Here is a 13,431-nt window from a genome sequence, read left to right as displayed (position 1 = left end):
GGCCGCCCCTGCGTGGCGCCCGCTCCATCACGGTCGAAACGGGGGCCCGGCGGCAACGCCGGGCCCTTTTTTCGCGCCTGCATTAAAGTGCTTCTATCATGGGCGCGCGGCGCCCTGCCGCGCGTGTTGACGGCGATGCCGGGCGCGCTCATCTGGCCCATCCTGTCGCATCGCCCCATGGGCCAGCGCGGCGGCCCCGAGGTTCCAACCCGCGAAGGAGTGCGCCCATGATGACATGGTTCGCCGACAACTCGACCCTGATCCAGGCGGTGGCGGCCATGGTGTCGTCGCTGATTTGGCTCGTCTACCTGCAGCTTCTCTTGTCAGGTATACTGCGCCAACGCCGGCCTGCGCTGAGTATAAGTCGCGGGGGCGGGCGCGGCTACGATGCGCATCTGCTTCTGACGAACCTCGGCTACGAACCGGTCGAGGTGCGCGACGTGCTGATGCGGCTGCACACGAAGGACGATATCCATGACGTCTTTCTGACCGAGCGCGAGGAATACGACCCGGCCGACCTGTCCGATCCGTTGCAGAGCACGCTTCAGGGGCCGTTGGAATCCGGCAAGTATCGCAGCCTGGGCACCTTTCAGGAGATGGTCGAACGGATGCGGCACCACATCGATGTCGACAGCGTAGCGCAGATAGACGAGTTCGAGGTCGTCGTGCTGGGCGCCACGCACAAGCCCATGGGGGCACGTAAAAGCTTTATCCCCGTCGACAACGGAAGCGCGGCGGAACGGGTGAAGCCCAAGACCCTCGACACCGAAACCCTGGGCGCGAGGCACACGCGGAAGATATACAACCGGCTGTTCCGTCATCTTTGACCCTCCGTGCCCGGGGCCATCCAAAGGTCGAGGCCCCGGGCGACTACGAGCGTAGCAGTACGCCCGTACTCACTTCGGCAACCGTGTCGATGGTACAATCACCTCACTACCGTAATAATTACCTTCTAGCAGCAGCAGCTTAGCCGACCGTACCGGCTATGATTGCAGCGTATCCACATTGTTCCGGCCATTGTTTCGATTGTATCCGTTACGCCGTCCCCCGTATCGGTTGGGATCAGGGGGCGGGCCAATCGACCGTCACCGGGTCCAGAACCGGCAGGGATTCGGTTTCGTCGCCCCGCCCCGTGCGCCACATGAAGGCCGCGAACAGCGCGGGCGTGTCGAGCGCGAGGATCCCGTGGTGCCAGACCCCGGGCGCGTAGACGACGGTGTCCTGCGGTCCGGCGACAAAGGCCACCGGCGGCGCGGCGGGCCCTTCGGGCCAGACCACCACCAGCCAGCGCGACACCTGCATCGGCACGAAAAGCTGGGTCGAGTAGGGATGCCGCTGGGCGTGGAGCAGCTTCAGCGGCGCGGCAGCCGGTGCGACCTCGTGAAGATCAAGCGACGGATCGACGGCCTCGGGGTCGTGCGGGAACGGAATCTCGGACCGGGTCGTGCGCACCTGCCCCTCGCGCACCTCGGCGACAACGCCCTGCCCTGCCCGGCCGACATGGCCATAGGGGGCAAAGACCTCGGGCGTCAGCAGCGTCGCGGTGATCACACCAGACGCTTTCTGTAACTGTCGGGATCCATGTCGCGGATATCTACCGACAGCGCCGCCACGCGCGGGCAGACGGTGTCGATCGCATCGCGCACAGCCTCGGCAATCTGCGCCTTCTGCGCGGCCGTCCGCCCCACCAGCAGCTTGACCGTGACATGCATGAAGCTTTCGCGCCCGTCGCCCAGCAGCGCCGCCTCGACCGGGACCAGCCGCACCTTGACGTTGTCGCGCGCCATCAGCCCTGTGCCGACCCCGGCATCGAGCGCGGCGCGCATCAGATCCTGCCCCTGCGCGACCCCGTCGAGCGCGGCGAAGTGTTCGATGACGATATGTGGCATCAAGAAATCCCGTAACAATCCCGGCGCTCCCCTCGGGGCACCGTGGTCAGATGGCGGCCCGACAGGCGCGGTTGCGCCACGGGCAGGAAGATCACGAAATCATGACCTAGCGCGTCGGGCGAAGGCGTGCCAGCCTCGACAGGCCAGATCAGGCGGTTGGTCCTGAAACGAGGATCGCGAAAGACGGGTCTTCGGGCGGACCGGCCGTTTTCCAACGCAGCCTGTTGCCCCCTCGCCTCCCTGTCGGTGACCCGTGCCCGAAAGCTTGGCTCTGGCTCAGCCGGTCCGTCCAGGCGCCGCATCACAGCCGTCCGGGCAGCAGCAGGCTGATCGACGGAAAGGCCAGCAGGATCGCGAGCCGGACAAGGTCGACGACCACGAAGGGCAGCACCCCCACCATCACGGTACGAAGCTGCAGCTGCGGCGCCGCGCCCTTGACCATGAAGAGGTTCATGCCGACGGGCGGCGTAATCAGACCCAGCTCGACCGTCACGACGGCGATGATGCCGAACCAGACCGGGTCGTACCCGTTGGCCATGACGACGGGAAAGAAGATCGGCACCGTCAGCAGGATCATGGCGAGGCTTTCCATGAAACAGCCCAAGATCACGTAGAAGACAAGGATCAGCGCCATCACCTGCCATGGGGCGAAATCGTTGTCCGAGATGAAGTCGACCATCGCGACGGAGATTTGTGAGGTCGAGAGCACGAAACCAAAGACCTCGGCCCCGATCAGGATCAGGAAGATCGCGCCGGTCGTCACGACGGTTTCGGCGAAGGCCTGTTTGAGACCCGCCCATCGCATTCCGCGGGCCAGCGCGAAGATCAGGGCGAGGCCTGCACCCGCCCCGCCGGCCTCGGTCGGGGTGAAGACGCCACCGTAGAGACCGCCCATCACCAGCCCGAAAAGGATCAGCGCAGGCGCGAACAGCTTCAGCGTGTGCAGCGGGCCATCCTGCCCCGCGACCCGGGCCGCGCGCGCCGGCGCAGGGTCGGGCCGTCCACGCCAGACCCGCGCCATGACCACGATGGCGACCAGATAGAGGGCAAAGGCCAGGCCACCCGGCAGGATCCCGGCCAGGAACATCTCGCCCACCGATTGTTCGGTGATCAGGGCGTAAAGCAGCAACGCTATCGACGGCGGGATCAGGATGCCCAGCGTGCCCCCCGCCGCGAGCGACCCCGTGGCGAGGCGCGGGTCGTAGCCATGCGCCTCCATCTCCGGGTAGGCGACGCGCGTCATGGTCGAGGCGGTGGCCAGCGACGATCCAGAAACGGTCGCGAACACGGCGCTGGCGGTGACGCCCGCGGCGGCCAGCCCGCCCGACCAGCCCCGCGTCAGCCGCTGCGCGCCCTCGAAGAGATCGCGCGCCACACCGGACCCGGAAATCAGTGACCCCATCAGCAGGAACAGAGGCACCAGCGTGAAGGAATAGGTCGTCGCAGTCTCAAATGTCGCAGTCTGCAGCACCGACAGCGCCGGGCCGGTGCCGACGATGGCGGCAAAACCACCAAAGCCGCCCAGCACCATGGCCAGCCCGATGGGACAGCCCAGCAGGACCGCGGCGAAGAGGCCGGCAATCGTCAGGTATCCGATCTCAAGCGGGGTCATGCCAGCGTGTCGCGGTAGGCGGCCGCCCCCGCCTTTCCGTCGTCTGCCGGGCCTGCGGGGTCCCCCGCGACGGCGCCCAGACCGTGGCCAAGGCACACCAGCGCCAGCGCCAGCGTCTCGGCGGTGACGACGGCGTAGACGGTCCAAAGCGGCATGCCCAGATCCTGCGTCACGTCCCCCCGTGCCAGCAGCGTCGCCGTCTCGCCCCCGAAGGCCCGCGCCAGCACCAGGGCAAAGACCACCATGACCAGATACCAGACCCGGGTCAGCGCCCTCTGCCCCCGTCGCGGCAGGCGACCGGTGAACAGGTCCACGGTGATCATCCCGCCCCGCATCGACGCGGCGATCGCGGCCAGGACGATGACGATCAGCGCGTAGGAGGCCTGCTCGATGGCTCCCGGGATCATCAGGTTCAAAGCCGCCCCGGTCGCATCGAAGAGCATCCGCGCGACCACGTTGAAGGCCACGACGATCAGCATATAGGCCGTGAAGACCCCCGCAATCCAGAGACACCCGCGCTCGGCCATTGCCGCGATACGAGAAAGGCCCCGGCGCGCGCGAGAGAGAATAAGGCGATCGTGTCGGAGCATTCCGCCCCCTCATGCGGCGCCGGGCTGCGCCCCCGGTGGCGGGGCGCAGCGCGGCGGGTGTAGGACAAGGACCGCGACTGGACCGCCCCGGGCTGGCCTGAGGGTTCAGCCCCAGCAGTGCGGGCCAGTCGTTCTGGCCCGGAGATGTGACCCCGGTGGTTCGGGACTAGCGGCCCAGCTCGTCCTCGCAGTCGGCGACATAGCCCAGAACCGCGTCGTAGGTCTCGGACCCCGGCAGGCCCATGTCGTCCAACTCCTGGATATAGGTGTCGGTGGTCTTGGCCGTCGCCTCTTCCCACCGGGCGCGCTCATCGGGATCGAGTTCGATCACGGTCGAGCTGTCCTCGAGACGGGCCAGGACCTCGGCGCCGGCATCGTCGTATCCTTGCCCCGCGATCACCGCCCATTTCATGCCCGAGTTCGCGTCGACAGCGGCCTTCACGCCCGGCGACAGGTTCTCATAGCTCGTCTTGTTCATCGTCGCGACGAAGGCCAGCGCGTAGAAACCGAAGACGGTATGATACCCCGTCAACTCGTCCAACCGGAAGCTGTCGACCGATTCCCAAGGCAGCATGTAGCCGTCGATGGTACCGCGTTGCAGCGCCTCGTAGGTCTGGGGCGCGGGCAGGCCCACGGGTTCGGCCCCCAGGCGATCCAGCATGTCGCCCACCACCGTCGTCGGGCGGCGCAGCTTCAGACCGGCCAGGTCCTCCAGGCTGCGGACGGGCACGTCGGCGGTGTGCAGGTGCCCCGGATCGTGGGTATGCACGAAGAGCACGTGGGACTCCTCGTACTCCGCGTCCAGCGCGCCCGAGTCGTAGAGCTTCTGAAACGCGCAGGAACCCACGGCGCCGGTGTCGAACAGCCCCGGAAGCTCGATGATCTGGCTGAGGGGGAAGCGTCCGGCGGTGTATCCCTGCACCGTCCACGCGATATCGGTGATGCCGTTCACCGCATTGTCGTAGCCCGCCGCGGCCTTGCCGAGCGTCTGCGCCGGAAAGATCGTGACATCCGCCTCTCCGTCCGAGGCCTCTGCGACGGCGGTGGCCCAGTCTTCGAAGATGGTCTGGTTCTGCCAGCTGCTGCCCGACATGAAGTGCGCGTAGCGCAGGTTGTCGGACAAGGCGGGCGCGGCCTGCAACATGGCGATGGCGGCGCAGCCGAAGGCAAGTCTGAACGGCATGAAAATGTCCCTCCCTGGGGGCGTCGGGCCGACGAGACGCCCTGTCGTCCCTGCGATTATCCCGTATCTGACATGGCTGTCGACCTTGCCGATCTGCGCGGGCGGCAGAGCCGGGCGCGACCGGCCCCGCGCGCGGCGGTTCTGGCGGCCCTCAGGGCCGGCCAAGGCGGGACGCCTGCGTGTCGCGCAGGGCGGCCTGCAGGCCGCGATGCGGCGGACGCGGCACCGGGGGCGCCATCGCGCGGGCGGCCAGCGCCAGGTACTCCACCCCCGCCATCGCCGCCGCCGTACGAATGCGCAGCTCGTAAGGCCCCTCCGTGGCGTCGGTGTCGACGATCGCCACCACCGGCGTCTTGCCCGTCAGCGCCGCGGCGAACAGCGCCTGCTGCACGCTGTCCAGCGACGACCGCTTGTCGAGCCCGACCTCGATCACCGCGTCGGGCGTTTCGCAGTCCACGCGGATGCGGTGCGGCGCGCCCGCGGCGTGATAGACATGGGCAACCTCCGTCTCGCCACCGGCGAGGGCGGCACAGAAGAGCGCAGCGAAATGAAGTTCCGAGGGCATGGGGTCTCACGACGATTTGCGGCACTCTGGCGTGCAGTTAACGTTTTGTTAAGACTTGTGCCACGGATGGAGCGCGGTGCGGCGCAAAGGGCACGGGCCCCGGGCGCCCATCCCCGCCGATGTCGACGATTTTTCAATCACATTCGGGTTTTCTGCGGCGGCAGACCTTCTCGGATCGGCCCCTGCCCCCTATTTCGTCAGCCAACCCGCAGACCGACCCCGTTTTGCGGGCCTGTTCCGCCTGCCTCGTGGGTTGTGATTGCGTGACCGGAGGCGCCCCGCCCCCACTGATTTGTCTAACGGGAGGACGCCGCGTGGCGCCGAATACAGATGACGACACGCCCCGGCCGCTAAGGTTCGACACGGATCCCGGCGAATCCCGGGCCCGCTGGCTGGCGGCCGCGCTGGTGGTGGCGGTGGTCGGCTGGATGGGGTCGGGCTTCGTGATACCCGCCGAAGAGCCGCCCGCCGAACAGCCGGTGGCCGAGGCCGAACGCGCCATCGCCGTCGCCGTGCGCCAGTCGACGGCGCAAAGCGTCACGCGCTATTTCAGGGCCGAGGGTCAGGCCCTGCCGCAGCGCACCGCCCTGGTCGCCGCCGAGGTCGGCGGCACGATCGAGGCGGTCGAGGTCGCCAAGGGCGACCGGATAAAGGGCGGCACCGTGATCGCCCGGCTCGACGATACCGAACAGCGCGCCGCGCTCGCCCGGGCCGAGGAAGAGGTCCGCGGCGCCGCGCGCGATTTCGAGAACGCCCAGACCCTGCTCGACCGCGGGTCGGGCACCGTCGACCGCGTCAGCCAGGCCCGCACCGCACTGGCGCAGGCGCGCTCGGGTCTCACCACGGCGCAGGAGGCTCTGGACGCCGCGGTGATCGAGGCGCCTTTCGAAGGCACGCTCGAGGATCTGACGGTCGAGGTGGGCGAGTATATCGGCGCCGGGGCCGAAGCCGCCTCGATCGTCGATGCGACGCCCCTGACCGTGGCCGTGCAGGTGCCGCAGCAATCGCTGGGCGGCATCGGCGTCGGGCAGCCGGCCGAGGTGTCCTTTATCACCGGGCAGGTCGTGCAGGGCGAGGTCACCTTTGTCGGCACCAACGCCGCGACCGACACCCGCACCTTCCTTGCCGAGATCGAGGTCGCGAACGAGGATCTGGCTATTCCCGCGGGGATCAGTGCCGAGGTCAGCATCCCCGTCGGCGAAACTGTGGCGCATTTCCTTTCGCCCGCCGTGCTGTCGCTGGGCTCGGACGGGACGCTGGGGGTCAAGACGGTGGACGACGCGAACCTCGCCCGGTTCCACGCCATCGAGATCGTCAGCGCCCAGACCGACGGCATCTGGGTCGAAGGCCTGCCGGAAGAGGCGCGGATCATCACCGTCGGACAGGGCTTCGTGCGCGACGGCGAAGAGGTCGCGCCCCGCGCCGCCGATGAACTGGACACCTCGCTGTCGGCCGAGGCGCTGGGCACCGGCGGCATGCCCTCTCCGCAGGGCGGACTGCCGGTCGAGGATGCCGAGGCCGACACGCCCGGCCGCTCTCCGCTGAACGGCGACGGCGGTGCCGCTCCGGGTGCGGAGACCGCCCCGAACGGCGCCGCATCGGCTGCGACGCCCGCCCCCGAAGCCGACCCCGGGGCCGAGGATGGCGCCGCGGATGCGGGGTCAGAGACCGACGCCCCGATCGACGCCGCGACCGGGACCTCTGCCGATACTTCTGGCGAAACCGACGCCCCCGCCGCGGAGGCACGGCAATGACCGGACTGATCGACGCGGCCTTCCTGCGCGGCCGCTTCGTGGCGCTGGTGTTCCTGGGCATCCTGGCGACCGGGATCGTGTCGTACGTGTCGATCCCCAAGGAAAGCTCGCCCGAGATCCCGATCCCGATCATATACGTGGTCACCACGCTCGACGGCATTTCGCCCGAAGATGCCGAACGGCTGCTGGTCGAACCGCTGGAGACCGAGCTGGGCTCGCTGACCGGGCTGGATCAGATGGACGGTTCGGCCGGCGAAGGCTACGCCTCGGTCACTCTTAACTTCGAGGCCGGTTTCGACGCCGACGCCGCGATGGAGGATGTCCGCGAGGCGGTCGACCGCGCCAAGACCGACCTGCCCGAGGATGCCAGCGAACCCTCGGTGAATGAGGTCAATACCGCGCTCTTCCCTATCCTGACGGCAATCCTGTCCGGCCCGGTGCCCGAACGCACGCTGAACCAGACCGCCGACGACCTGGCCGACCGGATCGAGGCGGTCGAAGGCGTGCTCGAGGTCGATATCGGCGGCAGCCGCACCGATCTTCTGGAGGTCGTGATCGACCCCACGGTGTTCGAGACCTACAACCTGTCCTTCGACGAGCTGATCAACCAGATCACCCGCAACAACCGCCTGATCGCCGCCGGCGCGATCGAGACCGAGGCCGGGCGCATCGTGCTCAAGGTCCCCGGCTTGATCGAGGACGTCTCGGACGTGATGGAGCTGCCGGTGAAGGTGCGCGACAACACCGTCGTCACCTTCGGCGACGTCGCGTCGGTCCGGCGCACCTACGAGGATCCGACCAGCTTTGCCCGGATCAACGGCCAGCCCGCCCTCGCGCTGGAGATCAAGAAAAGCTCGGGCGCGAACGTCATCGACACGGTCGCGGCGGTCAAGAAGGTCGTGGCACAGGCGCAGCAGGACTGGCCCGCCAGCCTGCAGATCAACTACCAGCAGGACCAGAGCGTCGAGGTTCAGACGACCCTCAGCGACCTGGAATCCAACGTCATCGCGGCGATCCTGCTGGTGATGATCGTCATCGTCTGGGCGCTGGGCTTCAGGTCGTCGATCCTGGTCGGGCTGGCGATCCCGGGGGCGTTCCTGACCGGGGTCGCGGCGCTCTATCTCATGGGGTTCACGATGAATATCGTGGTCCTGTTCTCCCTGATCCTCGTCGTCGGCATGCTGGTCGACGGCGCCATCGTCACCGTCGAACTGGCCGACCGCCGCCTGCAGGAGGGCGACGACCCGAAATCCGCCTATGCCCACGCCGCCAAGCGCATGTCCTGGCCGATCATCGCGTCGACCGCGACGACGCTGTCGGTGTTCTTCCCGCTTCTGTTCTGGGAAGGCACGGTCGGCGAGTTCATGAAGTTCCTGCCGATCACCGTGATCCTGACGCTCACCGCCTCGCTTCTCATGGCGCTGGTGTTCATCCCGGTGCTGGGCGGCATCATCGGTCGCCGCCAGCCGCAATCGGCGGCCGCCAAGCGCGCGCTGCATGCGTCCGAGGTGGGCGACCCGCGCGATGTGGGCGGGATGACCGGGGCCTATGTGCGGCTGCTGCAATGGGCGATCCTGCGCCCTCTCGCCACGCTCCTCCTGGCCATCGCCACGCTGCTGGGCGCGTTTTCCGCCTATGCGAGCTTTGGCAACGGGCTGTCCTTCTTTCCCAGCATCGAACCCGATTTCATGCAGGTCACGGTTCGGGCGCGTGACGATTTCTCGATCTACGAACGCGACGCGCTGGTCCGCGATGTCGAAGAGCGGCTGCTGGCCGACCGCGAAATCGCCTCGGTCTACGCCCGCTCCTCGGCCGACCGGCAGTCTGGCGAGGACGTCATCGGCACCATCCAGCTTGAGCTGATCGACTGGGACCGCCGCCGCCCCGCCGAGCAGATCGGCGCCGACATCCGCGCCGAGATGGCCCAGATTCCCGGCATCGAGGTCGAGGTCCAGACCTCGGACGACGGGCCAAGCTCGGGCAAGCCCGTTACTCTGCGCGTGGCCTCGAACGACCGCGTGGCCCAGTATGCCGCGGTCGACGGCGCGCTCGCTGCGATGGACCGCATCGGCGGCTTCACCGACGTCACCGACACCCGGCCCCTGCCCGGCGTCGAGTGGCGGGTCGAGGTCGACCGGTCCGAAGCCGCCCGTTTTGGCGCGGACGTGTCGCTTCTGGGACAGGCGGTGCAGCTCGTGACCCAGGGGATCACGGTCGCCGACTACCGCCCCACCGATGCCGAGGGTGCGGTCGATATCCGCGTCCGCTTCCCCGCGTCCGACCGGACGCTGGAAGAGCTGGAAAGCCTGCGCGTGCCCACTTCGGCCGGGCTGGTGCCGGTGTCGAACTTCGTATCCTTCAACCCCGCGCCGCGGACCGGCACGATCAAGCGGATCGACCAGCAGCGCGTCATCACGATCGAGGCCAACGTCGCCCCCGGCCTTCTGGTCAACGACCAGATCACCGCGCTGGCGGCCGCGCTCGACCAGGCCGAGATGCCGCCCAACGTGTCCTGGACCTTCGGCGGCGAGGCCGAGGACCAGGCCGAGGCGTCGGCGTTCCTGGGGCTGGCCTTCGCCTCGGCCATCCTGATGATGTTCGCGATCCTGCTGGTGCAATTCAACAGCTTCCGCCAATCGCTGATCGTGATGTCGGCCATCATCTTCTCGGTCGCCGGCGTGCTTCTGGGGCTGCTCGTCACCGGCCGCCCCTTCGGCGTGGTGATGGGCGGGATCGGGGTGATCGCGCTGGCCGGCATCGTGGTGAACAACAACATCGTTCTGATCGACACCTACAACGACCTGCGCCGCGCCGGGCAAGCCCCGCTCGAGGCCGCCTTGCGCACCGGGGCCCAGCGTCTGCGCCCGGTGTTCCTGACGTCGATCACCACGGCGCTGGGTCTTCTGCCCATGGTGATCGGCGTCAACCTCGACTTCTTCCAGCGCAAGGTCGTCTATGGCGCGCCGTCGACCCAGTGGTGGACCGAACTTTCCTCGGCCATCGCGGGCGGGCTGGTCGTGGCCACGATCCTGACCCTCGTGGTGACCCCCGCCATGCTGATGCTGACCGAGCCGCGCGCCGAGCGTGACCGCGGGCGCCCCGGCACCGACGGCGCCCGGGGCTGACCCGCCCGGCCCCTGGCCGCGCCTTTCGGGGCGCGCAGTCGGGCGTGGGAACCGAACCGCCCCCTCCCGCGTCTGCCTTACAGCCGGGTCCGGGTCGGACCCCGGCACAAGGGGATATGCCAAGGGGACGACCACATGGCCGACAGCACGAAACAATCTTCGATGGGGGGCGGGATGATCGCGGTGATCGTCGTCGCCGTGGTGGGGTGGCTCTTCGTCGCCTATCTCTGGGTGAACTCCGGCTCTGAACGTGACGAGCTTGCCCGCCAGCTGGAAGGCGCCCAGACCGCGCAGACCGAGGCCGAGGCGCAGCTGGCCGAACAGCAGGAGGCCCAGGGCCGTGTCGAGGAGCTTCAGTCCCAGATCAGCGATCTGGAAGGCCAGAGCGAGACGCTGACCGCCGACCGCGACAGCATCCAGAGCGAGATCGACGAGACCCAGCCGCAGCTGACCCAGCTTCAGGAGGAGGTCGCCGCGCTCGAATCCCGCCGGGACGAGGCGCAGGCCCGCATCGACGAACTGAACAGCCAGATCGAGCCCGGCCAGCAGGAATTGCAGGAGCTTGAAACGCGCCTGTCCGAAATCGAGGACCAGATCGCCGCCCGCTCTGACGAGCTGAGCGAGGTCGGCAGCCGCCTCGAAGAGGCCCGCACGCAGGAGGCCGATCTTCAGGAGGACGTCGCGAACCTCAGCCAGGAGATGTCGGGCCTGACGTCGCAGGCCGCCGAGGCGGAGCAGCGCGCCCAGGACGCGCGCGAAGCCGAAGCCCAGTCGCGCGACGCGCTGGCCAGCGCGCAGGAAGAGGTCGCCAGCCTGCGTGAAGAGCAGAACGCCCTGTCCGACGAAGTCGCCTCGCTGACCGAAAGCCGCGACGCCCTGTCTTCGGATGTCAGTGCCGCTCGTGAACAGCGTGACGAACTGCAGGGCCTCGTAACCCAGCTGTCGGAAGAGGTCGCGAGCCGGTCGCAGCAGCTGGCCGAGGTCGAGCGTCGGATCACCGCGCAGCAACAGTCGGCAACCCCCGAGGCCGACACGACCACCTCCACGGCGTCGCAAGCCGCATCCGAAACCGGGACGTCGTCTGCGGACAGCGCAAGCGACGGCGGAGAAGGATCCGAGCCGCAGCAGGCCGATAGCGCCGACCAGGGCGGTGATCAGGCGCAGGACGCACCCGCGGCCGACGACGCCGCCGCGACCGGTGCCGAAGGCGTCTCTTCGCAGCCGCAGGCCGCTGAGGGAGACCAGGAGCAGGAGGCTCAGCCTGCCACCCCGACCGGGACCGATGACGCCGACCAATCCGACGCCTCCGCATCTGATGAGGACACGGCCGGCGAGAGCACGCCCGAAGGTGACAGCGCGGCAGATGAGGGCGCCGCCGACGAAGAGGCCTCCGGCGAAGACAGCGCGACCCAGGACGAGACCGCCGCGGTCGAGCTTGAGCCCGGTCGTTACGATGCGGGTCCGGTGGCTGCGACCTTCCAGCAGGACGGCAGCTTCACCATGGAGACGTCGACCGGTGAAACCGTTTCGGGCAACTACGAGGTCACCGATGGCATCCTGACGCTGATCGAAGGCAAAGGTGACACCGGCTGGGCCGAGTTCCCGATGCAGTGCGGTATCGACTCCGCCGAATGGGGCTTCACCCTCAACGACAGCGAAGGCGCCTGCCCGCTTCTGGACGGGCAGAGCTTCGAACGGGCTGCGGCGCAGCAGTGATCGGCTGATGCTGCTGGACGTTCGGGCCTTCTTGGCAACGGCGCGCGCCGGAAGCTTTTCCGGCGCCGCCCGCAGTATCGGCGTCGCGCCGTCGGTCATCACCAAGCGTGTGGGCCGGCTTGAAACGCGCGTCGGAACACCGCTTTTCATCCGCTCGACCCGCAAGCTGTCGCTAACGGCCGAAGGCGAAAGGCTTCGCCCCCGGTTGCAGGAGCTGGTGGGCGAAATCGACCTTACCCTCGACGGGGCGCAGACGGCGGGGATCACAGGACAGCTGCGCATCAAGGCGCCCACCACGATCGGCACGCTCTACGTCGGCCCCGCATTGGTGGCGTTTCAGTCCGAACACCCCGGCATCGCCATCGAATTCGTGTTGATGGACCGGGGGGTGAACCCGTTGGAGGAGGGGTTGGATATCGCCCTCGGCGCCCTGCCCCAATCCTATGCGAGCGTCGAAGAGACGCCGCTTTGTGCCTATCGAAGGATGCTGGTCGGAGCGCCCGCTTACCTCGAGCGCAACCCCGCTCCGGTGGTGCCGGGGGACATCGCCCAGCACGATTGCCTTGCCTTCGTACCCATCGGGCTGAGCTGGGTGTTCCAGTCCGACCGCGCGCAGATCAGCGTCGATGTGCATGCCCGGATGACGGTGAACGACAGCCGCGTGTTGATCGCGGCGACCGAGGCCGGGCTGGGCCTGTCGATCGTGCCGCAACACCTTGTCGCCGAAAGCTTGGAGGCCGGCCGCCTGGTTCCGGTGATGCAGGATTTCCCGATCCCGCCGCTGTGGTTCAAGGCGATGGTCCCACGGACCAAGGCCAGCCGCCCCGCCGTCGCCGCACTGGTCAAGCATCTGGTCGAGTGGTTCGCGGATTTCCCGCAGCAACCGACGCCCACCGCCCGAACCTGACCCGCCCGAACCTGAACCACCCGAACTGAGGGCCCAGACGCGATCCGCCCGGATCGGGTCTGGGCCCGTGTGAATTAGGCAGTCCGTAGG

At 68.1% G+C, this 13,431-nt stretch carries 11 protein-coding genes; 5 read left to right on the top strand and 6 right to left on the bottom strand.

Going from position 1 to position 13,431, the window contains the following annotated elements:
- Window positions 1-227: 227 nt before the first annotated feature.
- Complete coding sequence (locus EKE94_RS02690) at window positions 228-827, top strand: hypothetical protein (protein WP_127905049.1); 600 nt, start codon at window positions 228-230, stop codon at window positions 825-827.
- A gap of 235 nt (window positions 828-1,062) precedes the next feature.
- Here the strand turns inward: EKE94_RS02690 and EKE94_RS18555 are convergent, their stop codons facing one another.
- The 6 genes from EKE94_RS18555 to EKE94_RS02665 all read right to left on the bottom strand — a co-directional run bounded on the left by EKE94_RS18555 (window position 1,063) and on the right by EKE94_RS02665 (window position 5,839).
- Window positions 1,063-1,551, bottom strand: coding sequence for an ureidoglycolate lyase (locus tag EKE94_RS18555; RefSeq protein WP_164870800.1), 489 nt, complete (start codon window positions 1,549-1,551; stop codon window positions 1,063-1,065).
- Entirely contained in the window at window positions 1,548-1,889 is a 342-nt protein-coding gene (locus EKE94_RS18550; RefSeq protein ID WP_164870799.1) for a 5-carboxymethyl-2-hydroxymuconate Delta-isomerase, read from the bottom strand. Before EKE94_RS18550 ends, EKE94_RS18555 begins: the two co-directional genes overlap by 4 nt.
- 301 nt (window positions 1,890-2,190) lie before the next feature.
- On the bottom strand, window positions 2,191-3,501 hold the full coding sequence (locus EKE94_RS02680) for a TRAP transporter large permease (protein ID WP_127905047.1): 1,311 nt from the start codon (window positions 3,499-3,501) through the stop codon (window positions 2,191-2,193).
- On the bottom strand, window positions 3,498-4,091 hold the full coding sequence (locus EKE94_RS02675; protein WP_127905046.1) for a TRAP transporter small permease: 594 nt from the start codon (window positions 4,089-4,091) through the stop codon (window positions 3,498-3,500). Before EKE94_RS02675 ends, EKE94_RS02680 begins: the two co-directional genes overlap by 4 nt.
- 166 nt (window positions 4,092-4,257) lie before the next feature.
- The gene (locus EKE94_RS02670) at window positions 4,258-5,274 is read right to left on the bottom strand and encodes a TRAP transporter substrate-binding protein (protein ID WP_127905045.1); all 1,017 of its coding nucleotides are present in this window, start codon (window positions 5,272-5,274) and stop codon (window positions 4,258-4,260) included.
- Between the two features lie 151 nt (window positions 5,275-5,425).
- The gene (locus EKE94_RS02665; RefSeq protein WP_235855870.1) at window positions 5,426-5,839 is read right to left on the bottom strand and encodes a hypothetical protein; all 414 of its coding nucleotides are present in this window, start codon (window positions 5,837-5,839) and stop codon (window positions 5,426-5,428) included.
- A gap of 314 nt (window positions 5,840-6,153) precedes the next feature.
- On the opposite strand from EKE94_RS02665, the gene EKE94_RS02660 reads away from it, so the two are divergent.
- The 4 genes from EKE94_RS02660 to EKE94_RS02645 all read left to right on the top strand — a co-directional run bounded on the left by EKE94_RS02660 (window position 6,154) and on the right by EKE94_RS02645 (window position 13,341).
- Complete coding sequence (locus EKE94_RS02660) at window positions 6,154-7,593, top strand: efflux RND transporter periplasmic adaptor subunit (RefSeq protein WP_235855869.1); 1,440 nt, start codon at window positions 6,154-6,156, stop codon at window positions 7,591-7,593.
- Window positions 7,590-10,718 carry an efflux RND transporter permease subunit gene (locus tag EKE94_RS02655; RefSeq protein WP_127905043.1) on the top strand — a complete coding sequence of 1,043 codons (3,129 nt, stop codon included), beginning with the start codon at window positions 7,590-7,592 and terminating at the stop codon, window positions 10,716-10,718. The genes EKE94_RS02660 and EKE94_RS02655 overlap by 4 nt, the downstream gene beginning before the upstream one ends.
- A 135-nt stretch (window positions 10,719-10,853) precedes the next feature.
- Complete coding sequence (locus EKE94_RS02650) at window positions 10,854-12,434, top strand: hypothetical protein (protein ID WP_127905042.1); 1,581 nt, start codon at window positions 10,854-10,856, stop codon at window positions 12,432-12,434.
- A gap of 7 nt (window positions 12,435-12,441) precedes the next feature.
- On the top strand, window positions 12,442-13,341 hold the full coding sequence (locus EKE94_RS02645) for a LysR family transcriptional regulator (RefSeq protein WP_127905041.1): 900 nt from the start codon (window positions 12,442-12,444) through the stop codon (window positions 13,339-13,341).
- Window positions 13,342-13,431: the final 90 nt, after the last annotated feature.

It is taken from the genome of Mesobaculum littorinae (assembly GCF_004011175.1).
Taxonomy (GTDB): Bacteria; Pseudomonadota; Alphaproteobacteria; order Rhodobacterales; family Rhodobacteraceae; genus Tranquillimonas; species Tranquillimonas littorinae.
This window is presented reverse-complemented; position numbering and strand designations above follow the sequence as displayed.

Bases quoted from the DNA above. Each gene is read 5' to 3' on its own strand.
- EKE94_RS02690 (WP_127905049.1), top strand. From the start codon at position 228: ATGATGACATGGTTCGCCGACAACTCGACCCTGATCCAGGCGGTGGCG.
- EKE94_RS18550 (WP_164870799.1), bottom strand. From the start codon at position 1,889: ATGCCACATATCGTCATCGAACACTTCGCCGCGCTCGACGGGGTCGCG.
- EKE94_RS02680 (WP_127905047.1), bottom strand. From the start codon at position 3,501: ATGACCCCGCTTGAGATCGGATACCTGACGATTGCCGGCCTCTTCGCC.
- EKE94_RS02675 (WP_127905046.1), bottom strand. From the start codon at position 4,091: ATGCTCCGACACGATCGCCTTATTCTCTCTCGCGCGCGCCGGGGCCTT.
- EKE94_RS02670 (WP_127905045.1), bottom strand. From the start codon at position 5,274: ATGCCGTTCAGACTTGCCTTCGGCTGCGCCGCCATCGCCATGTTGCAG.
- EKE94_RS02665 (WP_235855870.1), bottom strand. From the start codon at position 5,839: ATGCCCTCGGAACTTCATTTCGCTGCGCTCTTCTGTGCCGCCCTCGCC.
- EKE94_RS02655 (WP_127905043.1), top strand. From the start codon at position 7,590: ATGACCGGACTGATCGACGCGGCCTTCCTGCGCGGCCGCTTCGTGGCG.
- EKE94_RS02650 (WP_127905042.1), top strand. From the start codon at position 10,854: ATGGCCGACAGCACGAAACAATCTTCGATGGGGGGCGGGATGATCGCG.
- EKE94_RS02645 (WP_127905041.1), top strand. From the start codon at position 12,442: ATGCTGCTGGACGTTCGGGCCTTCTTGGCAACGGCGCGCGCCGGAAGC.